Below are 25,759 nucleotides of genomic sequence, written 5' to 3'. Positions count from 1 at the left end.
GGGTTCGAGCGTACGCAGTGTGTACATGACGGGACCAGACATCGGCGGAACTCGATGGAGATCGAAATGCAGTCGCCCATGCGGCCCTGCACATGGAGAACGAAGAGCCGACCGTGCGTCGCCGGTGGGGTGTCCCTCCTGGAGGTCCCCCGTTGGCTCGGGCACTCCACGATCCGGATCACCGCCGACATCTACGGCCACCTCTCCCCTGATGCGGGTGAGAGGCTGAGGGCCGTGATGGACGAGGCTCTGTCGGTGGGTCCTGTGATACTCGGTACTGACCAGGCACTGGCCGCGTGACCCGTGCTGACTCGGTGCTGACCCGGAGGACATCAAAGTGGCAAACGTGCAGGTAGGAGCGCTGTAGTGAGACTCCTGCATACCTCCGACTGGCATCTCGGGCGCTCGTTCCACCGGGAGAGCCTGCACGACGCCCAGCGCGCCTTCCTGGACCACCTCGTGGAGGTGGTCCGGTCCGAGGGCGTGGACGCCGTGCTGGTCGCCGGGGACGTGTACGACCGGGCGCTGCCCAGCCTGGACGCGGTCGCGCTGTTCGACGACGTGCTGCACCGGCTGGCGGAGCTCGGGGTCCCGACGGTCTTCATCAGCGGCAACCACGACTCGGCCCGCCGCCTCGGGGTCGGCGCCGGCCTGATCGGGCGCGCCGGGATCCACCTGCGGACGGACCCGGGCGCGTGCGCCGAGCCCGTCCTGCTGGCGGACGAGCACGGCCCGGTGGCGGTGTACGGGCTGCCCTACCTGGAGCCGACGCTGGTCCGCGAGCGCTTCGGCCTGGCCAAGGGCGGGCACGCGGCGGTGCTCGGCGCGGCGATGGAGCAGGTCCGGGCCGACCTGGCGGCCCGCCCGGAGGGGACGCGGGCGGTGGTGCTCGCGCACGCCTTCGTCACCGGCGGAGCACCGAGCGACAGCGAGCGGGACATCGCCGTCGGCGGGGTCGCCGCCGTCCCCGCCTCGGTGTTCGACGGGGTGCACTACGCCGCGCTCGGCCACCTCCACGGCTGCCAGACCCTCGCCCCCCACCTGCGGTACAGCGGCTCCCCGCTCGCCTACTCCTTCTCCGAGGCGCGCCAGCGCAAGACCATGTGGCTGGTCGACCTCGCCGCCGACGGCGCGGTGGCGGCCGAGCGGGTCGACTGCCCCCGGCCGCGCGCCCTCGCCACCCTGCGCGGCACCCTCGCCGAGCTGCTCACGGACGAGAGGTACACCGAGGACGAGCAGTCCTGGGTGCAGGCCACGCTCACCGACGCCGCCCGCCCGGGCGAGCCGATGGAGCAGCTGCGCCGCCGCTTCCCGCACACCCTCCAGCTGCTGTTCGACCCCGAGGACGGCGGCACCGAGCCGTCCCGGTCGTACGCCTCCCGGGTCAGCGGCCGGGAGGACCTGGAGATCGCCGAGGGCTTCCTGCGGCACGTCCGCCCCGGGGCCGAGCCGGAGCCGGACGAGCTCGGCTGGCTGCGCGAGGGCTTCGAGCACGTCCGCACGGACGCCGACCGGAAGGCGGACCTGCCCCGATGAGGCTGCACCGGCTCACCGTCACCGCCTTCGGCCCGTTCGCGGGCAGCGAGACGGTGGACTTCGACGCGCTCGCCGCCGGCGGGCTGTTCCTGCTGCGCGGGGCGACGGGCGCGGGCAAGAGCAGCGTGCTGGACGCGGTCTGCTTCGCGCTGTACGGCGAGACGCCCAACGCCCGCCGGGCCAACCGGCTGCGCAGCGACCACGCCGACCCCAAACGGCTGACCCAGGTCGAGCTGGAGCTGACGCTGGGCGGGCGTCGGCTGCGGATCACCCGGCTGCCCGAGCAGCGCCGGCCGAAGAAGGTCGGCACCGGCACCACCGTCGAGCGACCGCAGACCCTGCTGCGCGCGTGGGCCGCCGACGCGGGCGACGGCGCCCCCGGCTGGCAGCCGGTCAGCAAGTCGCACCAGGAGGCCGGGGAGGAGATCCACCGGCTGATCGGCATGAGCCGGGAGCAGTTCTGCCAGGTGGTGCTGCTGCCGCAGGGCGACTTCGCCCGCTTCCTCAAGGGGGACTCCGAGGAGCGCGGAAAACTGCTGCGCCGCCTCTTCGACACCGAACGCTACGGGCACGTCGAGGCCTGGCTCGCCGACCGGCGCCGCACCCAGGAGACGGCCGTCCAGGCCGGACGCCGACGCCTGCGGGACCTCGCCAGCAAGGCCGAGCAGGCCGCCGGCCCCGGGGCCGAACCCGCCGGGGCGTGGGTGCCGGCCGAGGACGGCGACGCCGACCTCGCCCCCGGGCTGCTCGGCTGGGCCGCGATCCTGCGCGGCGGCGCGGCCGAGCAGCTCACCGTCGCCGAGGCCGCGCTCGCGGGCGCCGAGGCCGCGCACCGGGCCGCCCAGCACGGGCGCGAAGGCGCCGAGGAGCTCGCCGCCCGCCAGCGCCGGCACCGGGAGGCACTGACCGAGGCCGACCGGCTGGCCGCCTTCGAACCGGCCGCGGCGCGGGACCGGCAGCGGCTCGCGGCCGCCCAGGAGGCGGTCGGCGTGGAATCCGCGCTGCGCCTGCGGGAGAGCGCGGCCGAGGCGCTCGGCCGGGCCCGGGAGACGGAGCAGCGGCGCCGGGAGGCGCTGGCCCGTACCGGGATCGCGGAGCACGTCCCGGCCGGGGCCGGGGCCGGTGCCGCCGAGCTGGCCGACGCGGAGCTGGGGCTGCGCGCCGAGGTGGTCCGGCTGGAGACGGCCCGGGCGGAGGAGCAGCGTTGCGCCGAGTTCGCCCGCGAGCAGCTCGCCCTGGCCGCGGAGCGGCGCGGCGCCGAGGAGCGGGCCGAGGAGGCCGAGGACTGGCTGGCCGAGTTCGACGGCGAGCTGGGCCGCCTGGAGGAGCAGCAGGAACGGGCCCGGACGGCGGGCGCCCGGGTCGAGCAACTGGACGGCCGGCGCGCCGAGTCGACCACCCGCCTGGCCGCGGCCCGGGAGCGGGACGGCCTGCGGGTCGAGATCGCGGCGGCCGAGCCGAGGGTCGCCGAGCTGCGCACGGCCGCGCTGGACGCCCGTGAGTTCGGCCTGGACCTGCGGGACCGCCGACTGGCCGGCATGGCCGCCGAGTTGGCCGAGCAGCTCCGCTCGGGCGAGGCCTGCCGGGTCTGCGGCTCGGCCGAGCACCCGGCGCCCGCCGAGGCCGCCGACGGCGGCCGGGTGAGCGCCGAGGACGAGGAGCGGGCCGGTCGGGCGCAGGCCGCCGCCGAGCGGGTCTGGGGCGAGGCCGACCAGGCGCTGACCGCGCTGCGGGTGCGCGAGGCGACGGCCACCGGTGCGGCCGGCCCCGAGGCCGCAGAGGTGCTCGCGCGCTCGCTCGCCGAACTGGAGCGGGAGCACCGCGCCGCGCTGCACGAGGCGGAGGCGCTCGGCCGGGTCGGCCGGGAGATCGCCCGGCTGTCGCAGGACCGCACCCGTCGGCTGGACGAGCTGAACGAGGCCAAGGAGCGCGCCGCCGTCCTCACCGACCGGCTGCAGGCCCTGGCGGACGAGCAGCGGGTGCTGAGTGCCAGGGTGTCGGCCGCGCGCGGCGCGGCCGCCTCGGTCGCCGACCGGGCCGCGACGCTGGGCCGGCTCGCCGAGGCGGTCGCCGCGGTGGCCGGGTCCGCGCGGGCGGCGTCGGAGGCGCGGGAGCGGCTCGACGCGGCCGAGGAGGAACTCGGCAAGGCCGCCGCGGCGGCGGGCTTCCCGGATGCCGGGGCCGCGCTCGCCGTCCTGCTGCCCCGGGAGGAGCGGGACCGGCTGGAGGCCCGGCTGGAGCGGCACCGCGCGGAGTCCGCCGCCGTCCGGCACGAGTTGGCGCTGCCCGAACTGGCCGAGGCCGCCGCCCGTCCGCCGGTCGACCTGCCCGCCGCCGCGACCGCGCTGAGCGCCGCCACCGACCGCCTCGGCCGGGCGCACGCCGCCCGGTCGGCCGCCCGGGACCGCTGCGCGGCACTCGCCGAGATCGGGCACCGACTGGGCGAACTGGCCGCCGAGCTGGCCCCGACCCTGGAGCGGTACGGGCGGATCAACCGGCTGGCCGCGCTGGCCGCCGGCACCTCCACCGAGAACCGGCTGCGGATGCGGCTGGAGTCGTACGTGCTCGCGGCCCGGCTGGAGCAGGTCGCGGCGGCGGCCAGCGACCGGCTGGTCCGGATGTCCGGCGGCCGCTACACCCTGGTCCACAGCGACGACCGCGGCACCGGCAACAAGCGCTCCGGACTGGCCCTGCGCGTCGTCGACGCCTGGACGGGCACCGAGCGGGACACCGCAACCCTTTCCGGCGGCGAGAGCTTCTTCGCCTCGCTCTCCCTCGCCCTCGGCCTGGCCGACGTGGTCACCGACGAGGCCGGCGGGATGCCGCTGGACACCCTCTTCATCGACGAGGGCTTCGGCACCTTGGACGAACAGTCCCTGGAGGAGGTGATGGACGTCCTCGACGGCCTGCGCGAGCGGGACCGCGCCGTCGGCATCGTCAGCCACGTCGCCGACCTGCGCAGCCGCATCCCGGCCCAGCTCCTGGTCCGCAAGGGCCGCCACGGCTCCACCCTCGCCCTGGCCGGCCGGGAGGACGCCTGACGCCCACCCCGCCCAACGCCCCCAGCCCGCCCACCCCGCGCAACACGCTCGGCCCGAGCGGCCGACCCGGCCCGCGCAGGCCGCTCAGCCCGAACAGGCGATCCGCTGGGCCTGCTGCCAGGCACAGGTCGGGCACAGGGTGCTGCCCGGCTGGTCGGCGGGCAGCACCGTCGGCTCACCGCACAGCACGCAGTCGGCCCGCGGTCCCACCGCCCCCGGGTCCTCCCGCAGCGCCGCCTCCGTCGCCCCCACCGGCACCGGCCCGCAGACCGCCGCGTCCCCGCCCACCACGGCGCCGTCCGTCCTGCTCTCACTCATGCCGCCTTCCTACTCCCCGCCCCCACCCCGCCGCAAGGCGGGCCCGCGGCCCGGGGCTAGCGTGACCGGCATGGTTGGCACAAGCGGCACAGTCGGCACGGTTCGTGGGTCCGGGGGTCTCCGGCGGCGGTTGCGGGAGGCCCGGGCGGGCGGGCCGACGTACGCGGAGGTGGGGGCGACCCGGGGTGGGCCGTTGCCGGAGGGGTACGCGCACCTGCGCCGGCGGGTGCACCTGGGGCGGGGGCCGGAGGTACTGGAGCGGGCCGGGCGGTACGTGCTCGGGTGGGGCAGCCAGTTGGGGACCGGGTTCGCGGTGTACCCGGGCGGGCCGGTCCGGGACGGGGCCACCGTGCTGCTGCGGCTGAGCCTGCCGGGCAGCCGGTGGCCGAGGCTGGTGATCCCCTGCCGGGTGGTGTGGACGGTGACCGGACCGGACCGGATCGGGTTCGCGTACGGGACGCTGCCGGGGCATCCGGAGTGCGGGGAGGAGTCGTTCCTGGTGTCGATGGACGCCGACGGCGAGGTGTGGTTCGAGGTGGCCGCGTTCTCCCGGCTGTCCGCCTGGTACGCCCGGCTGGGCCGGCCGGTCGCGCTGCTCTGCCAGTACCTGGCGATCGAGCGCTACCTCGCGGCCGTGGCCGGCCACGTCGCGAGGCTCGACTCGTAGCTCAGCGCGTAGTCCGGCCCGTAGCTCAGCGCGTAGTCCGGCCCGTAGCTCGGCGCGTAGTCCGGCCCGTAGCCCGGCCCGGCACTCAGCCGAGGAAGGACAGCCGCACGGTGCGGCGCGGGTTGTCGCCGTTGGTGTCGATCAGCACCACGGACTGCCAGACACCGAGGGCCAGTTGGCCGCCGAGCACCGGGAGGGTGGCGTGCGGGGCGACCAGGCCGGGCACCACGTGGTCCCGTCCGTGGCCGGGGCTGCCGTGCCGGTGGCGCCAGCGGTCGTCCGCCGGTAGCAGCTCGCGCAGGGTGGCGAGGAAGTCGTCGTCGCTGCCCGAGCCGGTCTCCAGGACGGCGATCCCGGCGGTGGCGTGCGGGACGAAGACGTTGAGCAGCCCGTCCCGCCCGGCGGCCCGCTCGTCGAGGAACGCGGCGCAGCGGTCGGTGATGTCCAGCGCGACCTCGCGGTTGCCGGTGGTGATCTCCAGGGTGGTGGTCTGGAAGGACCCGGTCGCCCCGGCTGACGTGGAGTGGTTGTTGTCCGCCATGGCGCCATCCTGGCCCAGGTCGACCGGTCGGGCGTACTGCCTCGCCGACTGCCCACGCGGGGGCGGCGGCCTCGCGTAGGGTGAGAGGTTCAGACCAATCTGGCGGCCCCGTCTCCGGATACGCCGACGACCCGACGGGCCGGTGGTCCGTCGGGTCGTTCGTGAGCCGGTCCCGGGCCGAGGCCCCGGGCCTGCTCGAGGATCTCAGCCGCGCCCGCCGAAGAGGCTGCGGCGCAGCCGGCGCAGTGGCGCCAGCAGCGAGACCCGGGTGTGGCGACGGCGGGCCGCCGCCGGGGTGTCGGCGCCGCGCGGCGTCAGCTCCCTTATCAACCCGAGCGCCTCGGCGGTGTCCACCGCCGGGAGCGCGGGCGCGCCGAGCACGGCCAGGTGTCGCTCGATCCGGCGGCCGGTCGCGCCGACACCGCACTGGACCGCCGGCACACGGGGCCGAGTCCGCACTTGCATGTGTTCCATCAGTTTTCCCACCCCTACGAGGCGCCAGGGCCGTGAGGCGAAGACTATCCGTGAGGGACGGCCTTCGCGCAACCGTCCTCGGTGTTGTGCCACCGTACCGTGCGGCGTCAACTGACGATGCACCAGGGGCAGCTCGGGCGGTCACGACTAGGCATCAATGATGGTGCACGACCCGCCATTCGTCACCAGGGCCAGGAGGCACGGCCCCGGCGTCCGTCTGCGCGGTGCACGCCGCGCGCAGGCGGGTGCGAGGTGGCGTACGACAGGCACTCCTGCGGCCTCGACTGCGGTGTCGACGAATCGCCCCCATATAGGGGACAGTCGCGAGGTCGACAAAACGATCACCGGCGGGTGGTCGACCGCACGCCAGCCGATTCATGAAGTGAACACATACGAGGGATTGACTCGCGTCGATCCTCCAAGCAGTATCTGAGGCACGCACCGGTGCCCGCACCGCACGCAGGTGCGTGTTCGAGTCGTGAAGCGACTCGATCGAACTCCGGCTCCTGCGGGCCACTGCCCGGTCACCTCGACGCTGCGGTGACCAGGCCCGTACGGTGCCCGGACCGGCGGCCGGCCGTAGAGGGTCGGCCCGGCCGCCACCAGACTGCCGGTGCCACCCCGTTCCGGGGCCAGGCACCGGCGGTCCCGGACCGGTGATCACCCCCGCTCCGACCCCCCTCCGACCCCCGGCGCCGGCCTCCGCTCCACCTGGCCCCGCACGACCACCGCCCCCGTCCCGTCCCGGCCGGACGTCCCCGCAGGTCGCACCGCGTGGATCGGTAGACTCGGCCAGCGTGTCCCTCCTCCTCAGCATCGTGCTCCCGGTCCACGGCGTGGAGCGGTACCTGCCGCGCTGCCTCGACTCGATCCTCGGCGAGACCCCCGCCGCCGAGACCCGCTTCGAGGTCATCGCGGTCGACGACCTCTCCCCCGACGGCTCCGGCGCGGTCCTGGACGCCTACGCCGCCTGCGACCCCCGGCTGCGCGTGATGCACCTCACCGAGAACCAGGGCCTCGGCGGCGCCCGGGCCGCCGCCCTGCCGCAGGTGCGCGGCGAGTACGTCTGGTTCGTGGACAGCGACGACTGGCTGCCCGAGCGGACGGTCGGCGTGATCCTGGACGAGCTGACGCAGGAGCGCCGCCGCGAGGCGCCCGCCGACGTCCTGCTCACCGACTTCACCCACGTCTACCCGGACGGCGGGAGCGAGCCCAACCCCTGGCGGCACGTGCTGGTCGGCTCCCCGCTGGTCGAGGGCTGCACGGTGGCCGAGCACCCGGCGCTGTTCCAGACCGTGATGTCGGTGTGGAACAAGGTGTTCCGCCGTGCGTTCCTGGAGGGCCTCGGGGTCTCCTTCGGCCGCGGCTACTACGAGGACATCTCGGTCACCTACCCCGCGCTGCTGGCCGCCGGGCGGCTGCGCTACCTCGACCGCCCCTGCTACAACTACCGGCGCGGCCGGGACGGCGCGATCACCGCCACCGCCTCCCCCAAGCACGCCGACGTGTTCGCCCAGTACGACGCCATCTTCGCCTTCCTGGACCGGTGCGAGCGCCCGGACGGCCCCGGACGGCCCGTCCCGCCGGCGCTGCGCACCCTGGTCTTCGACCGGACCGTCCGCCAGGCGCTGAACGTCTACGACACCCCCGGGCTGGTCCCGGTCGACCGGCGCCGGGACTACTTCCACCGGGTCGCCGCGCACTTCGAGCGCCACCGCCCGGCCGACTACCGCTTCCCCGGCGGGGTGCGCGGCGTGCAGTACCGGCTGGCCTCGCGCGGCGCCCGGATCGCGTACGCCGAGCTGCGCCGTACCGGCCGGCTGCCGCGCGAACTCAAGCGCGGGGCACGGGCGGTGGCCCCCGCGGTGAAGAAGGGCGTGCGCAGCGGCGCCCGGTTCACGGCGTACAACGCGTTCCGCCGCCTGCCGCTGGACGAGCACCTGGCGGTCTACGCCGCGTACTGGCACCGGGGTTACGCGTGCAGCCCGGCGGCGATCTACGAGAAGGCGAAGGAACTCGCCCCGCAGATCCGCGGCGTGTGGGTGGTGGAGAACCGCCGGCAGGCCGACGCGATGCCGCCCGGCGTCCCGTACGTGATCGTCAACACCCCGGCGTACCTCAAGGCGATGGCGACCGCGAAGTACTTCGTGAACAACGTCAACTTCCCGCGCACGATGGCGAAGCGGCCGGGCACGGTGCACGTCCAGACCCAGCACGGCACCCCGCTCAAGGCGATGGGGATGGACCTGCGGGGCCGCCCCGAGGCCGCCGCCGAGGGGATGGACTTCGACCGGCTCCAGGAGGCCGTCGACCGCTGGGACTTCCTGGTCTCCTCCAACCCGCACACCAGCGAGCACTTCGCCCGGGCCTTCCCGGGCCGCTACGAGATGCTGGACACCGGCTACCCGCGCAACGACCGGCTGGCCAACTCCACCCCGGGGGAGGTCCTGGCCATGCGCGAGCGGCTGGGGCTGCGGCCCGGCACCACGTCGGTGCTGTACGCGCCGACCCACCGCGGCGGCAAGGGCGGCTACGTGCCGCTGCTGGACGTGGCGGAGCTGGCGCGGGCGCTGGGCCCGCGGTTCACGCTGCTGGTGCGCACCCACTACTTCCACGCCGACGGACCGGGCGACCTGACGGCCGGTGAGGACGCGGCGGAGATCGTGGACGTGTCGGCGCACCCGGTGGTCGAGGACCTCTACCTGGCGGCGGACGCGCTGGTGACGGACTACTCGTCGATGATGTTCGACTACGCGGTGCTGGACCGACCGGTCGTCATATTCGCTCCGGACTGGGAGGAGTACCAGCGCGAACGCGGCGTGTACTTCGACCTGTTCGCGCAGCCGCCGGGCGCGGTCACGGTCGACGCGGCGGGGCTGGCACGGGCGCTGCGCGCGGGCGACCCGGAGCCGGGGGCGCGCAAGCGGTTCCGGGAGAGGTTCTGCGTCTGGGACGACGGCGGGGCGGCGGAGCGGGTGGTGCGCCGGGTGTTCCCGGCGGCTCCGGCGGCTCCGGCGGACGGGCCGTAGGGCGAGTAGCAGGACGCGCGGTAGGGCGAACGACGGGGCCTGCGGACGGGGCCGGTGCCGCCGGTACGGCGACCGGCCCCGTCCGTGCGGGCTCAGCGCTGGCGGGCGGCCAGGAACTCCTCGAAGTCCAGGTAGCCCTGGTGACGGGTGTCCATCGCGTGGATCAGCGCCTCGGCCATCGAGATGGTGACGCTGTGGTCGCCCATCTCGTTGGCGGCCAGCGCGTACTCGGCCGGGGTGATCTTGCCGTCGCCGTTCTTGTCGAAACGGTCGAACATCTCCTTGATGGCCGCGACGCTCTCCATCGTTCCTCCTGGGTACTGCAAACTCTTGCTCGGTTCGGACGGCCGTACCCTACCCGGCCGTGGTGTTCGCCACGGTCGGCGGGAGTGGACGGGCTCCCGGGTGGGTGTCGTAGTCTGCGGGTCTGATTGCTGACCCGGACTCCTCCGGGGCGGTCGTTCGTCCAGGGAGGGAACCCGTGCTCGACCTCGCCACCAGGCTGGTGCTGAAACCCGTTTCACGCGGGATCTGGCGTCCGGCCATCGAGGGCATCGAGAACGTGCCGCGCAAGGGCGGGGTGATCCTGGCCAGCAACCACCTGTCGTTCATCGACAGCGTGGTGATCCCGCTCACCGCCCCGCGCCGGGTCCACTTCCTCGCCAAGGCCGAGTACTTCACCGGCACCGGGCTCAAGGGCCGGCTCTCCAAGGGCTTCTTCGAGTCGATCGGCGCGGTTCCGGTCGAGCGCGGCACCTACCGCTCCGCCCAGGCCTCGCTGGAGTCGGCGCTGGAGATCCTGGAGGACGGCAAGGCCTTCGGCATCTACCCGGAGGGCACCCGGTCGCTGGACGGCCGGCTCTACCGGGGCAAGACGGGGGTCGCCTGGCTCGCGCTGACCGCGGGCGTCCCGGTCGTCCCGGTGGCCCTGGAGGGCCCGGAGCAGATCCTTCCGGTGGGCAAGCGGCTGCCGCGGATCAAGAAGGTGACCGTCCGCTTCGGCGAACCGCTGCACTTCGACGAGCTGCACGGGCAGGCCCGTTCGCTGAAGGCCCGTCGCCAGGTGACCGACGAGGTGATGGCGGCGATCCAGCGGCTCTCCGGCCAGGAGGTCGCGGACGGCTACAACGAGGTGCCGAAGGCGGCCTGAGCGCCGCGTCTCCGGCCTCCTGACGATCCGCGCGGCCGGTACGAACACGTGACCGGCGATCCGCGCGACCGGAACGACCGGGCGCGGCCGGCGATCCGCGCGACCGGAACGACTGCGCGCGGCCAGTGATCCGCGCGGCCGGTACGACTACGCGTGACCGAGGGCGGCGTCCGACAGGGACGCCGCCTCCGGCGTCTCCCGGCGCAGCAGCGCCGCGTACCGTCCGTCCCGTTCCACCAGCTCCTCGTGGGTGCCGAGTTCGACCACCCGGCCGCGGTCCAGGACGGCGATCTGGTCGGCGGAGCGGACGGTGGAGAGCCGGTGCGCGATGGTGATGGTGGTCCGGCCGGCGGCCAGGGTGTCCACGGCCTGCTGGACGGCGTGTTCGGTGCGGTTGTCGAGCGCGCTGGTGGCCTCGTCCAGGATCAGCACGGGCGGGTTGCGCAGGATGGTGCGGGCGAGCGCGAGGCGCTGCTTCTCGCCGCCGGAGAAGCGGTAGCCGCGTTCGCCGACCAGGGTGTCGTAGCCGTCCGGGAGGGCGGCGATGGTGTCGTGGATCTGCGCGGCCCGGGCGGCCTCGACCAGTTCGGCGTCGCTGGCGCCCGGCTTGGCGAAGCGCAGGTTCTCGGCGACCGAGGCGTGGAAGAGGTAGGTCTCCTGGGAGACCACGCCGACCGCGCGGGCCAGGGTGTCGAAGGACAGCTCGCGCACGTCCACGCCGTCCAGGGTGACCCGGCCGCCGGTGACGTCGTACAGCCGCGGCACCAGGTAGCTGAGGGTGGTCTTGCCCGAGCCGGTCTCGCCGACGACGGCCAGGGACGTCCCGGCCGGGACCTTGAGCTCGACGCCGTCCAGGGTGGGGCGCTCCTGCTCGGGGTCGTACCGGAAGTCGACGGCCTCGAAGCGGACCTCGCCGCGGATGTCGGCCAGGGTGACCGGGTGCGGCGGTTCGGCGATCTCCACCGGCAGGTCGAGGTACTCGAAGATGCGCTGGAAGAGCGCGAGCGAGGTCTGCACGTCCACGCCGGTGGAGAGCAGGCTGACGGTCGGGCGGAACAGGCCCTGCTGGAGGGTGACGAAGGCGACCAGGGTGCCGACCGAGACGATCGGCGCACCGGCGGCGGAGGTCAGTCCGGCCGCCCAGTAGATCAGCGCGGGCATCGCGGCCATCACGATCATGATGGTGTTCATCCGCCAGCGCCCGGCCATGCTGGAGCGCACCTCCAGGTCGGCGAGCTGGTCGGACTGCTCGGTGAACTCCCGGGCCAGCGAGTCGGAGCGGCCCATGGTGCGGCCGAGCAGGATGCCGCTGACCGACAGCGACTCCTGGACCGCCGAGCTCATCGCGGCCAGCTGCTTCTGCCGCTCGGTGGTGATCTTCTTGCGCTCCTGGCCGACCCGGCGGCTGATCCAGACGAACAGCGGGAGCAGCACCAGCGAGACGACGGTCAGCCGCCAGTCGAGGGCGACCATGGCGACGATCGAGGCGATCACGGCGGTGAGGTTGGAGACCAGGCTGGTCGCGGTGGAGGTCACCGTGGACTGCATGCCGCCGATGTCGTTGGCGATCCGGGACTGCACCTCGCCGGTGCGGGTGCGGGTGAAGAAGGCCAGCGACTGCCGTTGCAGGTGGCCGTAGACGGAGGTGCGCAGGTCGTGCATGACGCGCTGGCCGACGGTGGTGGAGATCAGCGTCTGCAGCACGTTGAAGACGCTGTTCACCACGGCGGTGAGGATCATCCCGAGCGCGAGCAGGCTGAGCAGCCCGGTGCGGCCCTGCGGGATGGCGGTGTCCAGCACGGCCTTGAGCAGGAACGGCGAGACGACGGACACCACGGCGGAGGCGGCGACCAGCAGCCCCACCGTGGTGAGCCGGCCCCGGTAGGGGCGGAAGAGCGCGATGATGCGGCGCCACTGGGCCGGCGGGCGGGGGTCGCCCTCGGCGCGTTCGGGCGGGGTCCAGTTGATGGCGGGCCTCAAGTACGGGCCTCCCTGGGTCGGGCGCGCCGGGGTGGGGGCGCGGACGGGGGTGCGGCGGCCGGACGGACACCAGCATAGCGAGAGTAGCTCATAGTTAGGCAAGCTAATAGTGAGGGTGGCTCTATTCCCTCGCGCTGGATCCCCTCGCGCTGGATTCCCTCCCGCTGGATTCCCTCGCGCTGGATCCCCTCCCGCTGGAGCTGTCCCCGTCCGGCCGACCGGCCGCCGCGCGCGTCAGTTCGTCCGGTACGTGCGCGCCGCCTTCGAGGACAGCCCGCCGAGCTTGCCGGACGGCAGCACCCGGGCGAGCGCCACGGCCAGCTTGTAGCGCTTGCCCGGCACGGACACCGAGCGACCGCGGGCGAGGTCACGCATCGCCTCGTCCACCACCCGCTCGGCCGAGAGCCAGGACCAGGCGGGGATGTTGCCCGTGCCCATGCCCGCCCGCTGGTGGAACTCGGTCCGGGTGAAGCCCGGGCAGAGCGCCATCATCCGCACGCCCGTCCCGCCGAGGTCGCGCAGCACGCCCTGGGTGAAGCTGACCACCCAGGCCTTGCTCGCCCCGTACGTGCCGCGCGGCAGGAAGGCCGCCACCGAGGCGACGTTCACGATCGCGCCCCGGCCGCGCTCGCGCATCCCCGGCAGGGCGGCCGTGGTCAGCCGCAGGATCGCCTCGACGTGCACCTTGAGCATGTCCAGCTCGTCCTGGAGCGGGACGGTCCCGAAGGCGCCCTTGTTGCCGAAGCCGGCGTTGTTGACCAGGAGGTCCACCGGGCGGGCGGCGTCCGCGAGCCGGGCCTCGACGGCGGCGATGCCCTCGTCGGTGGCGAGGTCGGCGGTCAGCACCTCCGTCTCCGCGCCGTACTTGAGCTGCAGGTTCGCGCTCGCGCGCTCCAGGCGCTCGGTGTCGCGGGCCACCAGGACGAGGCGGTAGCCGCTGCGGGCGAGCCGGCGCGCGAACGCGGCTCCGATGCCGGCGGTCGCGCCGGTGATCAAGGCTGTGGTCATGCCCAGACCGTACCGACTCACCGCAGCCGCGCCCACACCCAGGGCAACGTCCCAGCTCAGCGGGCTGCGGATGCAGGCACCGGATCGTGCTCGTAGTGTCGGACAGGGGCATCGCCCGACCGGGTGATGAAAACCAGACGAGGAGGCACATCTGATGCTTACTCAGTTCCGGACCGAAACCGCTTCGGCGTCACGCAGCGCGACGCTCGCCGAGGCCGAAACACTCGCGAGCCTGATGGTGGAGGACGAGGCCGTCGTGTCCGACGCGCCCACGTACTCGCCCGAGGCCGCCGGTGTCCTGCTGGCGCTGATCCTGCTGTCGCCGAAGCAGCCCAAGGAGAAGCCGACCCGGTGAGCCCCGGGCGGCCCGACCGCCGGGCCGGTTCGCAACGGCGGACCGGCCCACTCCGTACCGGGACCCAGCGCCCGCAAGGGAGGCACCACCGATGCCGTTCGCCGAGACGCCGCTGCGCGACACCTACGCCGCCGCCGTGGAACAGGTGGCGGGCCGGACCCTCGACGCCCTCCGCAACGGCGACGGCGCTGCCGCGATCGTGGACCCGGACACCGCCGCCACGCGCCCGCTGCTGGCCGCGGTACGCGTGCTCGGCGCAGACCTGTTCGCCCCGCAACTGTTCACCGGAGCCGAACCGGACGGCCCCACCGCGGCCCTCCTGTCCGAAGGCCGACGCGCCTTCCCGGCACCCGCGCCGACCTCGCCCGAGGCGGAACTGGTGATCGGGTGGCAGGACTGGGCGGCCGGCCAACTGCTCGCCCGCACGCCGTACGGGACCGCCGGAGCGCAACCGGCCCCGCTCCCCGACCCGTCCGCCATGGGCTGGCAGGCCTGGTCGGTGCGGATGGCACAGCTGTCCGCGCTCGCGCTGCCGGGCCTCGACGGTCCGGTGCACGAGGCGGCCCGGACGAACACGTCGGCGCTCGCCCGCGGCACCGTCCGCGCCATGCTGCGCCGCGACCTCACCACCGCCGCCCGACTCACCCGCTGGCTCGCCCGGGCCACCGCCGACGGCCGCCCGTCGCGACTGGAACTCGAACCCGTCCTGGAGCGGATCCGGCTGGCCGGCGACGGCAGCGCCCGCACCGGACTGGAGCTGGAAGCCGCCCGCCGACTGCTCCCGCGCTCCCGGCCGCCGACCGCCGAAGGGAACCGGGCACCGTGACCGACACCCTCGTCCTCGCCACCGCCCAGCGGCTCGCCTCCCGCGCGCTGGGCTGGCTGCACACCTCCCACCGCAACGGCCTGGGCCGGATCCCCGACGACGTCGTCATCGACCTCGCCGACCCCAACGACGTCTACAAGCCGCTGGGCGAAGTCGCCCTGGCTGCCTCGCTCGTACTGCGCGACGGCGTCACCGGGCCCGCCGACAGCCGTGCCGCGCAGGAACTGCTCGACCACGCCTGGGCGCAGTTGCGCGAGGGCGACCTGCTCTACGAGCGGCAGCTGCGCCACCTGACCATGACCGATCCGCTGGAGACCTACGCCCACTTCGCCCGGGCCGGGTACCGCCACCCCGCGCTGGAGGAACTCCTCGACTCGCTCAGCCGGTTGCGGTCCGTGCACGCCGCCGAGGTCCAGCCCAACCGACGGCTCGCCGTGGCCAACGCCCGACGGATCGTCGGACTCGGCCACCGGCCGGACTGGTCCGCCCTGGCCGCCGGCACCTGGCTCGGTGCGACCCCCGAGCCCTGGACCGTCAACTGGATGACCGGCTACCAGGTCACCCACACCGTGTTCCACCTCACCGACTGGGGCGCCCGCCCGGACGGCCTGCCCGCACCGATGCGCGACTACCTGCGCGACTGGCTGCCGGTCTGGCTCGACATCTGGGCGGAGATCGGGCAGTGGGACCTGGTGGCCGAACTCCTCGTCGTCGACGCGTGCATCGGCGAACCGGCCACCGGGCGGCAGGGCTGGGAGGCGCTGGCCACCATCCAACGCGAGGACGGACTGCTCCCCCGCGACACCGACCCCGTCGACGAGGACCCCGAGCAGGCGTTCCGCGACCACGAGCACACCGCCGTCGTCGCGGTGGTCGCCGGGGACATCACGCTCGCCCGGGCGCTCGGCGCGACCACGGCGGCCGGGTGAACCCGGCCCCCGGACTCGACCCACTGGTCGCCCGGGCGGTGCGGGCGGCCGGGCCGCACGCCACCGCCGTCACCGTCGCCGTCGCACGAGGGGGCGACGAGGAGATCCGGTGCCACGGACGGCTCGGGCACCGGCCGACCGCGCCGCCGTGCACCCCGGACACCGTCTTCGAACTCGGCTCGGTGACCAAGACCTTCACCGCGCTGCTGCTGGCCGACCTGGCCGTACGCGGTGAACTCGCCCTGGACGACCCGGTGGAGAACCGACTGCCGCCACACTGGCGCCCGGCGCGCGTCCGTTCCACCGAGCCGATCCGCCTGCTGCACCTGGCCACCCACACCTCCGGCCTGCCCCGCCTACCACCGGGGCTGCTCGCGAGCGCCGCGCCGGCCTGGTCCAGCAACCCCTACGCCGCGTACGGCGACGAGCAGTTGAGGGACGGACTGGCCCGAACCACCGTACGCCGGAGGCCGGGCAGCCGGTACGGGTACTCCAACTACGGGGTCGCGCTCCTCGGCCGGGCCCTCGCCGAAACCGCCGCGATGCCGTACGGGGAACTGCTCGCCGAACGGATCTGCCGACCGTTGGGGCTGCGCTCCACGGGCTGCGCACCGGACGCACCGGGGCAGGCGGTCGGACACCGGCGCGGGCGGGCGCTGTCGCCCTGGCGGATCCCCGGCCTCCCGGGCGCGGGCGCGGTACGGGCGAGCGGGGCCGACCTGATGCGCTATCTGAGGCTCCATCTCGACGGGGCGGACGGCGAGTTGGGGGCAGCGGCGCGGGACGTCCAGCGCTTGAGGCTGCGGCTGCCGCACTCGACCGACCGGCTCGGCCTGGTCTGGATGCACCGGCAGTCGGGCGGGCGGGACCTGTACTTCCACTCCGGCGGCACCCGGGGGTTCACCGCCTTCGTCGGCTTCGCGCCGGAGGGACCGGCCGCCGTCGCCGCGCTGGCCAACACCGCGCCCGCGCTGAACGGGCGTTTCGTACAGGCGGGTTACGAGCTGCTGCGGGCCGCCGCCCGGGGCGATTGGACGGCCGAGTCGGCTTGACGACCGAGTCGGCTTGACGACCGAGTCGGCTTGACGACCGAGTCGGCTTGACGGCCGCGCCGGTCAGACGGCCACCGCCTTGGCCCGGTCGGCGGCGATGTGCACCGCCAGACCGGCGAGCACCGTGCCCATCACGTACCGCTGGACGCGCAGCCAGGCCGGGCGGCGGCCCAGGAAGCTCGCGATGCCGCCCGCGGTCAGTGCGATCAGGCCGTTCACGGTGACCGCGATCACGATCTGGACCAGGCCCAGCACCAGGCTCTGCAGGGCGACGTGGCCGCGCTCGGGCGCCACGAACTGGGGCAGCAGCGAGATGTACATGATGGCGATCTTGGGATTGAGCAGGCAGGTCAGGAAGCCCATCGCGAACAGGCGGCGCGGCGGGTCCGGCGGCAGCTGCTGCGGGGCGAAGACCGCCGGGCCGCCGGGCTTGACCGCCTTCCAGGCCAGCCAGAGCAGATAGCCGGCACCGGCCAGCTTGATCCCGGTGTAGAGGGCGGGGACGACCGAGAAGACCGCGGCCACTCCGGCCGTCACCGCGACCAGGTAGACCAGGAAGCCGGTCGCGACGCCCGTCAGCGAGACCAGTCCGGCCCGGCGGCCCTGGGATATCGAGCGGGACACCAGGTAGATCATGTTCGGCCCCGGCGACAGCACCATGCCCAGCGCCACGGCGGCGATGCCGAGCACGGCGTGGCCGTCCACGGCGGATGTCAACGTGTCCCACGCATCCAGCTCGTCCATGCGAGGAGGCTAGGGCGCGCAACCCGCTCGATGCAATGATGGCTTTGCACTCGGTGCAATGAGCCTCAGGCCTCCCGGGCACGAAGGAGTGGGGAACCGATGGACGACTACCGGCTGATCGCGGACGAGGTCGCCGCCGACATCATGACCGGACGGCTACGGCCCGGCGGGCAGCTGCCCACCCAGCGGGCCTTCGCCCGCCGCCGGGGCATCGCCGCCTCGACCGCCGGCCGGGTCTACCGCGAACTCGCCCGGCGCGGCCTGACCGTCGGCGAGGTCGGGCGGGGCACCTTCGTCCGGGCCGGGCGCGGCACGGCGGCCGACGACGGGCGGATCCCGCTCGCCGAACCGGCCGACACGCCCATCGACCTGGAGCTCAACTACCCCACCACACCCGGACAGTCCGAACTGCTCGCCGCCGCGCTGGCACCGCTGCTGCGGGCGGACGCGCTCGGCGAGGCGCTGCGGCCGGTCGGCGCGGCGGGGACAGCGGCCGCCCGGCGGGCCTTCGCGGAACTGCTGTCGACGGATGCGGGCGGCTGGGGCGCCGACCCCGGGGAGCTGCTGTTCGCGGGCAACGGGCGGCAGGCGGTCGCGGGGGCGCTCGCCGCACTGGTGCCGCCCGGGCGGCGACTGGGGGTCGAGGCGCTGACCTACCCGGTGGTCAAGGCCGTGGCCCGGCAGTTGGGCATCCGGCTGGTGCCGCTCGCGGTCGACGAGCACGGGCTGCGGCCCGACGCCCTGGCGGCGGCCCACCGCGCGGCGCCGCTCAGCGCGGTGTACGTCCAGCCCCGGCTGCACAACCCGCTCGGCACCAGCCTGCCGCCCGAGCGGGCGGCGGCCCTGGCCGGGGAGCTGCGCCGACTGGACCTGCCGGTGGTCGAGGACGCGATCTGGTCCTTCCTACGGCCCGGGTCTGCTCCGCTCGCCGCGCTGGCACCCGAGCGGACGGTGCTGGTCGACAGCCTCTCCAAGCGGCTCGCCCCCGGACTGACCACCGGGGTCGCGGTCGTCCCGGACGCGCTACGGGAGCGGGTCGTGGGGGCGCTGCGGGCCGGCGGGTGGACGCCGAACGGCTTCGCGCTGGAGGCGGCGGTGCGCTGGATCGGGGACGGGACGCCGACCGCAGTGGCGGCGGCGAAGCGGGCGGACGCGACCGCCCGGCAGACGCTGGCCCGGGAGGTACTCGCCGGACAGCGGCTGCGGGCGGACCCGTGCTCGTACTACCTGTGGTGGGAGCTGCCGGGGGCCTGGCGGGCGGAGACCTTCGTCGCCGCGGCCGCCCGGGCGGGCATCTCGGTCACGCCCGCCGCCGCCTTCGCGGTGGACCCGCGGAGCACGCCGTCCGCGGTGCGGGTGGGGCTGGCCTCGCCGCCGTTGCCGGTGCTGGGGTGGGCGCTGGGGGTGCTGGCGGGGATCGCGGGTGGCGGGTGACGGGTGACGGGTGACGGGCAACAACTAACAGATGACAGATTTCGAAAGTTGTTATCCGTCATCTGTTATCCGTCATCTGTTAGTTGTCAGCTGTTCGCTGCCAGCCGTCACCTGCTGTCAGTCCCCCGCCCCCGTCCGATCCCTCCGCACCGCGGTGTCGGCCGCGCCGCCGGCCCCGACCGCGCGCAGGCGGGAGGCGGCGGTGGCCGCGAGCTGCGGGGCGAGCTTGGCGACGTCGCGGGAGCCGACCACGGCGATCAGGCTCGGCAGCAGCCAGCGCACCGGCTGCATCCCGCGCAACCACGCCTGGGCGTACACATGGGCGGAGCGCCGGGCGATCCCGGCGACGATCCGGTCCACGGCCGGCTCCAGCGGGTACGTCTTGTTGGCCGGCCACGGCAGCCGGCTGCGCATCTGCTTGAGCACGGCGTCCTCGTCGGCACCGCGCACCATGTCGGTGTCGGTCCAACTCAGGTACCCCACACCGACCTTGACTCCCTGGTAGGCGACCTCGGCGCGGATCGAGTGGGCGAAGGCCTCCACCCCGGACTTGCTGGCGCAGTAGGCGCTCATCAGCGGTGCGGGCGTGAGTGCGGCGAGCGAGGCGATCTGCAGCAGGTAGCCGCGGCTCTCGGTGAGAGCCGGCAGGAAGGCCCGCGCGGTGGCGACGCTGCCGAGCAGATTGACCTCGATCACCCGGCTGAACGCCCGGTGGTCGCTGTCGGCGAGCGGTCCGCCGATCGCGATCCCGGCGTTGGCGACCACGGTGTCGATCCGCCCGTAGTGCTCCTTGATCCGCTCGGCGGTGTCAGCGAGCGCCTCCAGATCGGTGACGTCCACCTCCCACGCCGTGGCGGCGGCGCCGCACTGCGCCGCGACCGCCTTCAACTCCTCGGGCTCCAGGCCCAGTAGCGCGACCTTGGCCCCGCGCCGGGCCAGCTTCCGGGCCAGCGACGCACCGACTCCACGGGCGGCCCCGGTGACCACCACGACCTGCGCGGACAGCGGCGGGATGGCATTCATGCGACGGTGGTCCTCTCAACGGCGGGATCGACGGCGGGGTCGACGGCAGGAGCGGGGTCAACGGCAGGAGCGGGGGCGGGGACGGAAGCGGTCTCGGTGGGTGCACCCGCCAGGTGAGCGGAGGCCATCCGGTGGATCTCGGCCGCGACCTCCACCGGGCGCTCCAGCGGCGCCATGTGACCGACTCCGGGAAGCAGCAACAGCCCCTGTGGGTCGGCGAGTTCGGCGACCATCCGGTGGGCGTGCACCGGTGGGGTGAGCCGGTCCGCGGTGCCCGCCACCACGGCGGTGGGGGCGGTGATCCGGCCGAGCCCGGCCCGTACGTCCAGCCGGTCGAGCACTCCGGCCCAGTGGTAGCGGACCGCGGCCGGGCAGGCGTGCACGATCCGGGCCGTCGCCTCGACCTGCCCGGCGGGTGAACTCGGCCCCATGGTCGCGTACTTGAGCGCGGCCCGACTCACTCCCGAGACCGGCCCGAGCGGCATCCGGGAGCGCAGCAGCTGCCGGTGCAGGAATCGCCGTAGACGCGGGGCGCGCAGGCCGTCCGGCAGGACGGTGAGTTCGGCGACCAGGTCGGCCGGGCCGGTGGAGATCAGGACGTTCGCGGCGGTGCGCTCGGCGACCTCGGGGCGGCCGCCGGCGGCCATGATGGTCATGCCCCCCATGCTGTGCCCGGCCAGCACGGCCCGCTCCCCCGCCGGGACGGTCCGCGCGAGGACGGCGGCCAGGTCCTCGGCGAGTGCCCGGGTGGAGTAGCGGGCCCGACTGGGCGGGATCTCGCTCTGCCCGTGGCCGCGCTGGTCGTAGGCCACCAGCCGGTAGCGGTCGGAGAGTTCGCGGATCACCGGGGCCCAGAATGCGGTCGAGCAGGTCCAGCCGTGGGACAGCACCACGGTGGGAGCGCCGGGTTGGCCGTGCACCTCGACGTGCAGTCGGATGCCGTCCGCCGATCGGATGCTCAACTCCTCGACGGGCGTGGGCGGGACGTACTCGGCGGGCAGCTGGACGGTGCTCACGCGGTGGCCTCCTGGGCGGCGGTGGAAGCGACGGGACGGGCGGTGCTCGGCCCGGTGCGCATGATCAGCTCGTACTCGCCCAGGTCGACCTTGCGGGTGGCGCGGCGGAAGGAGGTCGTGGAACCGGGCCAGAGCACGGTGTTCTTGCCGCTCGGGTCCAGGTACCAGCTGCGGCAGCCGCCGGTGGTCCAGACGGTGCGGTCCATCCGGTGCTGGAGTTCCAGGTTCCACTGCCGCTGGGCCCGGACGGTGGGCTGCATGGCGGCGGCGCCCACCGTGTCGAGCGTGGTCAACGCGTCGATCATGTAGTTCAGTTGGGACTCGATCATGAGGATCATCGAGCTGTTGCCGAGGCCGGTGTTGGGGCCGATCACGAAGAAGAGGTTCGGGAAGCCGTGCACGGCCGAGCCGCGCAGCGCCTCCATGCCGTCCTTCCACTCCTCGGCCAGGCTGGTCCCGTTGGCGCCGAACACCCGGGCTCCGACGGGCATGTCGGTGACGTGGAAGCCGGTGCCGAAGACGATGGCGTCGACCTCGTGCTCGCTGCCGTCGGCGGCCACCAGGGTGGAGCCGCGCAGTTCGCGCAGGCCGGAGGAGACGACCTCGGTGTTGGCCGCGGCGAGCGCCGGGTAGTAGGTGTTGCTGAGCAGGATGCGCTTGCAGCCGATCCGGTAGTCCGGGGTGAGCCTGGCGCGCAGCGCCGGGTCGGCGACGCCCTGGGCGATGTGGCGTTCGGCGAGCTGCTGGACGACGCGCAGCAGCCCGGGGCGGCGCACGAAGGCGTCGACCTGCATCTCGCGGAGCGCGAACAGGGTGCCGCGGCGGATCTTGGCGGTGACCGGCAGCCGACCGTGCAGCCACTTCTCCAGCTGGCTGATCTCGCGGTCGCGGCGCGGCAGGACCCAGGCGGGGGTGCGCTGGAAGACGGTCAGCTTGCCGACCTTCGGCTGGATCGACGGGATGATCTGGGCGGCGGAGGCGCCGGTGCCGACCATCGCCACCCGCTTGCCGGTCAGGTCGAAGTCGTGGTCCCAGCGGGAGGAGTGGAAGACCTTGCCGGGGAAGGTGCTCAGGCCGGGCAGGTCGGGGATCTGCGGGTCGGCGAGCGGTCCGGCGGCGGAGACGACGGCGTCGGCGGTCCACTGGCCGGCCGCGGTGGTGATCCGCCAGCGGGTCTGCTCGGCCTCCCAACGGGCCTCCAGTACCTCGGCGTTGAAGCGCAGGTGGGGGCGGATCCCGAAGACGGTGGCGACCTTCTCCAGGTAGGCGCGGATGTCGGGCTGGCCGGAGAAGCTGCGCGGCCAGGCGGGGTTGGGCGCGAAGGAGAAGGAGTAGAGGTGCGAGGGCACGTCGCAGGCGCAGCCGGGGTAGCTGTTGTCGCGCCAGGTGCCGCCGACCGAGTCCGCGCGCTCCAGGACGACGAAGTCGGTGATGCCGGCGCGGCGCAGTCGGACGGCCGCGCCGAGGCCGCCGAAGCCGGAGCCGATCACCGCCACCCGCACGTGCGGTACGGCCTCCGTCGCGGCGCCGGGGTCGGGCGCCGGGGTCGCGCCGGGGCGGGGGCGCTTGCTGCTGGATGCCATGCGGCCTCCTCCTGAGGGTGGGGCGGTGGTCTTCACGCTCTTCCGGGGGCGGCGCCCCCGGAAACCTCCGGGGCCGTGCCCCGGAACCCTGCCAATCGCGCCAGTAATCACTGGCATGGTTGGCAGGGTAGTCCTTGCTGACACCGGATGGAAGAAGCACGACAGCCCGGATCCACCGGAATTCCCCGGACTTCCCGCAGGGCCCACCGCCGACGTGACGGACCTATGCTGATCGCCGTGGACAAGGTCAGAGCTGCTGCGGACGACAGAAAACGCGAGTACCGGGTGGAGGAACTGGCCGAAGCGGCCGGGATCACCACCCGCACCCTGCGCTTCTACCGTGAGCGCAAACTCCTCCCGCCGCCCCGCAAGGAGGGCCGGATCGCCTGGTACGGCGAGGAGCACCTGACCCGGCTGCGGATGATCGGCGAACTGCTCGACCGCGGCCACACCCTGGGCGGGATCGCCGAACTGATCGGCGCCGGCGAGAGCGGGCGGGACGTCGCCGAGCTGATCGGGCTCGAAGCCGCGATCGTCGCCCCCTGGTCGGACGAGACCCCGGTGCGCCTGGAGTGGGAGGAGCTCAAGGCCGCTTTCGGGGACCAGCTCACCGAGGAGAACACCGCCGAATCGATCGCCCAGGGCTACATCACGGTCGAGGAGGACGGGATCACCCACGTCAGCCGCCGGCTGATGGACGCCACCACCGAGCTGGTCGCCGAGGGCGTACCGCTCTCGGCCGTCCTGGACGCCAGCCGGCGCACCCGGGAGCACGTCGACGCCATCGCCGAGATCTTCATCGACGTGGTCAGCGACCACCTGCTCAGCGTGCTCTCCGCCGACAACCCGCTGGCACCGGGCGAGGCGGCCCGGCTCACCGAACGCATCCTGCGGGTACGGCCGCTCGCCCGCACCGTCGCCGACGCGCAGTTCACCCTCGCGATGGACCGCCGGGTGCGTGCCGAGTACGCCGAACTGCTGCGCCAGCGACGGGAGTACGGCTCCGAGGCGTAGCGGGGCGACTGGGCGGGCAGGGATTTCCGCGCCCCGTCAGTCCGTTGAGGAGCCGCCGATGCCCCGCACCCTCGGCCGTCGAACCCCCGACCGCCGAACTCTCAGCCGCCGCGCGGCACTCGGCCTCGCCGCCGGGCTCGCCCCGGGCCTCGTGCTCGCCGCCTGCGGGGCCGACTCCCCCACGCCGGGCGGCGGTCCGACCGGCTCCGGCGGCACCCGTACCGTCCAGCACGCGCGCGGCACGAGCACCGTACCGGACCGGGCCGCGCGGGTGGTGGCCCTGGACACCGACGCCCTCGACTCGGTGGTCACCCTCGGACTGAGCCCGGTCGGCGCCACCACCGTCAGCGAGGGCGCGCCCTTCCCCGGGTACCTCCCCGCCGAGCGGCTGGCCGGGACGAAGGCGGTCGGCGCGATAGGCCAGCCCAACCTGGAGGCGATCGCGGCGCTGCGGCCGGACCTCATCCTCAGCAACCAGGTCCGCGACGACAAGCGGTACGACCAGCTCTCCAGGATCGCTCCGACCGTACTGTCCAGAACCACCGGCCCGACCTGGAAGGAGAACGTCCGGCTGCACGCCGAGGCGATGGGGCGCGCGGCCGAGGCCGAGGCGGCGGACGCGGCGTACCGGACCAAGGTGCGGGACCTCGTGACCGCACTGGGCGGGCCGGCCAAGGCAGCGGCCACCCGGGTCGAGATGGCCCGCTTCCTGGCCGGCGCGCCCACCCGGCTCTACCTCGACGACACCTTCGTCGGCTCGCTGTTCAAGGACCTCGGGCTCGGCCGCCCGGCCAACCAGGGCAAGCCGGGGTTCTCACTGGAGATCAGCCCCGAGCAGGTGGACCAGGCGGCGGCCGACGTCATCTTCTACTCGGTGTACGGGGACCCGGCGAAGTCCGACCGGGCCCGGATCACCGAGGGAGCGCTGTGGAAGAACATCGACGCCGTCCGCAACGGCCGGGTGTACCAGGTGGACGACAGCCTCTGGATGCTCGGCATCGGCTACACCGGGGCCGGGCTGATCCTGGACCAGATCCGCAAGGACCTGGCGTGACGGCCGGCGGGTGGGGGCTGACAGTTCACGGCTGACGACTGACAGGTAACAGCGAACAGATAACAGATGTTGAAAGCTGTCATCTGTTATCTGTCGTCTGTTCGCTGTTACCCCTCAGCCGCCACCGGCCGGCCGGCCCCGTCAGCCGTCCACCGCCCCCGGCGCCAGCGCGGGCGACGGGAAGACGTGCCGGGCCTCGCCACCGACTACGCTGCTGGACCGGATCGGCGGACTCAGCCCGAAGGTGCTCAACGGGACGCTGCGCCGGCTGGAGTACAACGGCCCGGTGGAGCGCCACCGTTACGCCGAGGCCCCGCCGCGGGTCGACTACGCGCTGACCGGTGCGGGCACCGCCCTGCTCGACCCGATCCGCGCCCTCGGCGTCTGGGCCGAAACCCACGCGGACGCCGTCCTCGCCGCCCAGGAGAGGTACGGACAGAACGACAACTGACGGTCCGTCCGCGCAAGCCTCGCCGTCGGTCCCGCGTGCCATCCTCCTCGTGCACCCACGACACCCGGAGGCACCCGTGCACACCGATCTGGACGAACTGGAAGTCCTCACCCTCTTCGTGGCGGACGTCCCCGCCGCGAAGGCCTTCTACCAGGAGGTCTTCGGCCTGCCAGTGGTCCACGAGGACGAGGCCTCGGCCGTCCTCCGGCTGCGGAACCTGCTGCTCAACCTGCTGGCGGCGGACCAGGCGCCCGAGTTGGTGGAGCCCGCCCCGGTGGCAGCGCCCGCCGTGGGGGTGCGGGCGCTGCTGACCATCCGGGTCCCGGACGTGGACGCGGTCTGCGCCCAACTGGCCGAGTGCGGAGTCGCGTTGCTCAACGGTCCGGTGGACCGCCCGTGGGGCCGGCGGACGGCGGCCTTCGCCGACCCGGCGGGTCACGTGTGGGAGGTCGCCCAGGACCTCACCTGAAACACCTGCCCCCGCCTGCCCCGCACGACGCACACGACGGCGGGGGCGACGGTGGTCCGCACACC

At 74.0% G+C, this 25,759-nt stretch carries 24 protein-coding genes; 14 read left to right on the top strand and 10 right to left on the bottom strand.

Annotation, left to right across the window (positions count from 1 at the left end; translation table 11 throughout):
* Positions 1-366 precede the first annotated feature (366 nt).
* Positions 367-1,536 carry an exonuclease SbcCD subunit D gene (locus ACFV8H_RS25670; RefSeq protein ID WP_380404104.1) on the top strand — a complete coding sequence of 390 codons (1,170 nt, stop codon included), beginning with the start codon at positions 367-369 and terminating at the stop codon, positions 1,534-1,536.
* Positions 1,533-4,577, top strand: coding sequence for an AAA family ATPase (locus ACFV8H_RS25665; RefSeq protein WP_380404101.1), 3,045 nt, complete (start codon positions 1,533-1,535; stop codon positions 4,575-4,577). Before ACFV8H_RS25670 ends, ACFV8H_RS25665 begins: the two co-directional genes overlap by 4 nt.
* Before the next feature lie 84 nt (positions 4,578-4,661).
* Here ACFV8H_RS25665 and ACFV8H_RS25660 read toward each other — a convergent pair whose 3' ends face one another.
* The gene (locus ACFV8H_RS25660; protein WP_380404098.1) at positions 4,662-4,895 is read right to left on the bottom strand and encodes a hypothetical protein; all 234 of its coding nucleotides are present in this window, start codon (positions 4,893-4,895) and stop codon (positions 4,662-4,664) included.
* 169 nt (positions 4,896-5,064) lie between these two features.
* Between ACFV8H_RS25660 and ACFV8H_RS25655 the strand changes: the two genes are divergently transcribed.
* The gene (locus ACFV8H_RS25655; protein WP_380404095.1) at positions 5,065-5,562 is read left to right on the top strand and encodes a DUF1990 family protein; all 498 of its coding nucleotides are present in this window, start codon (positions 5,065-5,067) and stop codon (positions 5,560-5,562) included.
* An 85-nt stretch (positions 5,563-5,647) separates the two neighbouring features.
* On the opposite strand, the gene ACFV8H_RS25650 is transcribed toward ACFV8H_RS25655, so the two are convergent.
* Both ACFV8H_RS25650 and ACFV8H_RS25645 read right to left on the bottom strand, forming a co-directional pair.
* Positions 5,648-6,103: a YjbQ family protein gene (locus ACFV8H_RS25650; protein WP_375891378.1), complete on the bottom strand. Its 456-nt coding sequence runs from the start codon at positions 6,101-6,103 to the stop codon at positions 5,648-5,650.
* A 204-nt stretch (positions 6,104-6,307) separates the two neighbouring features.
* Complete coding sequence (locus ACFV8H_RS25645; RefSeq protein ID WP_375891376.1) at positions 6,308-6,577, bottom strand: hypothetical protein; 270 nt, start codon at positions 6,575-6,577, stop codon at positions 6,308-6,310.
* 797 nt (positions 6,578-7,374) lie between these two features.
* Between ACFV8H_RS25645 and ACFV8H_RS25640 the strand changes: the two genes are divergently transcribed.
* On the top strand, positions 7,375-9,606 hold the full coding sequence (locus ACFV8H_RS25640; protein ID WP_380404092.1) for a CDP-glycerol glycerophosphotransferase family protein: 2,232 nt from the start codon (positions 7,375-7,377) through the stop codon (positions 9,604-9,606).
* Between the two features lie 92 nt (positions 9,607-9,698).
* Here ACFV8H_RS25640 and ACFV8H_RS25635 read toward each other — a convergent pair whose 3' ends face one another.
* Positions 9,699-9,911, bottom strand: coding sequence for an EF-hand domain-containing protein (locus ACFV8H_RS25635; protein WP_375891373.1), 213 nt, complete (start codon positions 9,909-9,911; stop codon positions 9,699-9,701).
* Between the two features lie 176 nt (positions 9,912-10,087).
* On the opposite strand from ACFV8H_RS25635, the gene ACFV8H_RS25630 reads away from it, so the two are divergent.
* Entirely contained in the window at positions 10,088-10,756 is a 669-nt protein-coding gene (locus ACFV8H_RS25630; protein WP_375891371.1) for a lysophospholipid acyltransferase family protein, read from the top strand.
* A gap of 147 nt (positions 10,757-10,903) precedes the next feature.
* Here ACFV8H_RS25630 and ACFV8H_RS25625 read toward each other — a convergent pair whose 3' ends face one another.
* Both ACFV8H_RS25625 and ACFV8H_RS25620 read right to left on the bottom strand, forming a co-directional pair.
* Positions 10,904-12,736 (bottom strand): ABC transporter ATP-binding protein, encoded by a 1,833-nt coding sequence (locus ACFV8H_RS25625; protein ID WP_380404088.1) that lies wholly within the window; start codon positions 12,734-12,736, stop codon positions 10,904-10,906.
* A 234-nt stretch (positions 12,737-12,970) separates the two neighbouring features.
* Entirely contained in the window at positions 12,971-13,744 is a 774-nt protein-coding gene (locus tag ACFV8H_RS25620; protein ID WP_380404085.1) for an SDR family NAD(P)-dependent oxidoreductase, read from the bottom strand.
* Positions 13,745-13,898: 154 nt separating this feature from the next.
* Between ACFV8H_RS25620 and ACFV8H_RS25615 the strand changes: the two genes are divergently transcribed.
* The 4 genes from ACFV8H_RS25615 to ACFV8H_RS25600 all read left to right on the top strand — a co-directional run bounded on the left by ACFV8H_RS25615 (position 13,899) and on the right by ACFV8H_RS25600 (position 16,906).
* Positions 13,899-14,099 (top strand): hypothetical protein, encoded by a 201-nt coding sequence (locus ACFV8H_RS25615; RefSeq protein ID WP_375891366.1) that lies wholly within the window; start codon positions 13,899-13,901, stop codon positions 14,097-14,099.
* A 91-nt stretch (positions 14,100-14,190) separates the two neighbouring features.
* The gene (locus tag ACFV8H_RS25610; protein WP_380404082.1) at positions 14,191-14,925 is read left to right on the top strand and encodes a hypothetical protein; all 735 of its coding nucleotides are present in this window, start codon (positions 14,191-14,193) and stop codon (positions 14,923-14,925) included.
* A complete protein-coding gene (locus ACFV8H_RS25605) occupies positions 14,922-15,854 on the top strand; it encodes a DUF6895 family protein (RefSeq protein ID WP_380404079.1) in 933 nt (310 codons plus the stop codon). The genes ACFV8H_RS25610 and ACFV8H_RS25605 overlap by 4 nt, the downstream gene beginning before the upstream one ends.
* The gene (locus tag ACFV8H_RS25600; protein WP_380404077.1) at positions 15,851-16,906 is read left to right on the top strand and encodes a serine hydrolase domain-containing protein; all 1,056 of its coding nucleotides are present in this window, start codon (positions 15,851-15,853) and stop codon (positions 16,904-16,906) included. Before ACFV8H_RS25605 ends, ACFV8H_RS25600 begins: the two co-directional genes overlap by 4 nt.
* Positions 16,907-16,969: 63 nt before the next feature.
* Here the strand turns inward: ACFV8H_RS25600 and ACFV8H_RS25595 are convergent, their stop codons facing one another.
* Positions 16,970-17,650, bottom strand: coding sequence for a LysE family translocator (locus tag ACFV8H_RS25595; RefSeq protein WP_380404074.1), 681 nt, complete (start codon positions 17,648-17,650; stop codon positions 16,970-16,972).
* Between the two features lie 99 nt (positions 17,651-17,749).
* On the opposite strand from ACFV8H_RS25595, the gene ACFV8H_RS25590 reads away from it, so the two are divergent.
* Positions 17,750-19,084, top strand: coding sequence for a PLP-dependent aminotransferase family protein (locus ACFV8H_RS25590; RefSeq protein WP_380404072.1), 1,335 nt, complete (start codon positions 17,750-17,752; stop codon positions 19,082-19,084).
* 117 nt (positions 19,085-19,201) lie between these two features.
* Here the strand turns inward: ACFV8H_RS25590 and ACFV8H_RS25585 are convergent, their stop codons facing one another.
* Genes ACFV8H_RS25585 through ACFV8H_RS25575 form a run of 3 tightly spaced genes read right to left on the bottom strand, consistent with a single transcriptional unit; the run spans position 19,202 to position 22,706 of the window.
* The gene (locus ACFV8H_RS25585) at positions 19,202-20,107 is read right to left on the bottom strand and encodes an SDR family oxidoreductase (RefSeq protein ID WP_380404069.1); all 906 of its coding nucleotides are present in this window, start codon (positions 20,105-20,107) and stop codon (positions 19,202-19,204) included.
* Positions 20,104-21,123, bottom strand: coding sequence for an alpha/beta fold hydrolase (locus ACFV8H_RS25580; protein ID WP_380404066.1), 1,020 nt, complete (start codon positions 21,121-21,123; stop codon positions 20,104-20,106). Before ACFV8H_RS25580 ends, ACFV8H_RS25585 begins: the two co-directional genes overlap by 4 nt.
* Positions 21,120-22,706, bottom strand: coding sequence for a flavin-containing monooxygenase (locus tag ACFV8H_RS25575; RefSeq protein WP_380404063.1), 1,587 nt, complete (start codon positions 22,704-22,706; stop codon positions 21,120-21,122). The genes ACFV8H_RS25580 and ACFV8H_RS25575 overlap by 4 nt, the downstream gene beginning before the upstream one ends.
* A gap of 237 nt (positions 22,707-22,943) precedes the next feature.
* Between ACFV8H_RS25575 and ACFV8H_RS25570 the strand changes: the two genes are divergently transcribed.
* The 4 genes from ACFV8H_RS25570 (at position 22,944) to ACFV8H_RS25555 (ending at position 25,694) form a co-directional block, all read left to right on the top strand.
* Positions 22,944-23,720 carry a MerR family transcriptional regulator gene (locus ACFV8H_RS25570; protein WP_380404060.1) on the top strand — a complete coding sequence of 259 codons (777 nt, stop codon included), beginning with the start codon at positions 22,944-22,946 and terminating at the stop codon, positions 23,718-23,720.
* Between the two features lie 58 nt (positions 23,721-23,778).
* Positions 23,779-24,774, top strand: a complete 996-nt coding sequence (locus tag ACFV8H_RS25565) for an ABC transporter substrate-binding protein (protein ID WP_380404057.1) — start codon at positions 23,779-23,781, stop codon at positions 24,772-24,774.
* 244 nt (positions 24,775-25,018) lie between these two features.
* Entirely contained in the window at positions 25,019-25,225 is a 207-nt protein-coding gene (locus tag ACFV8H_RS25560; RefSeq protein WP_380404054.1) for a winged helix-turn-helix transcriptional regulator, read from the top strand.
* A 76-nt stretch (positions 25,226-25,301) separates the two neighbouring features.
* A complete protein-coding gene (locus tag ACFV8H_RS25555) occupies positions 25,302-25,694 on the top strand; it encodes a VOC family protein (protein WP_380404052.1) in 393 nt (130 codons plus the stop codon).
* Positions 25,695-25,759 lie beyond the last annotated feature (65 nt).

Source organism: Kitasatospora sp. NPDC059827 (assembly GCF_042731675.1).
Taxonomy (GTDB): Bacteria; Actinomycetota; Actinomycetes; order Streptomycetales; family Streptomycetaceae; genus Kitasatospora.
The sequence above is the reverse complement of the archived record's forward strand: the minus strand, read 5'-3'. Positions and strand labels throughout refer to the sequence as shown.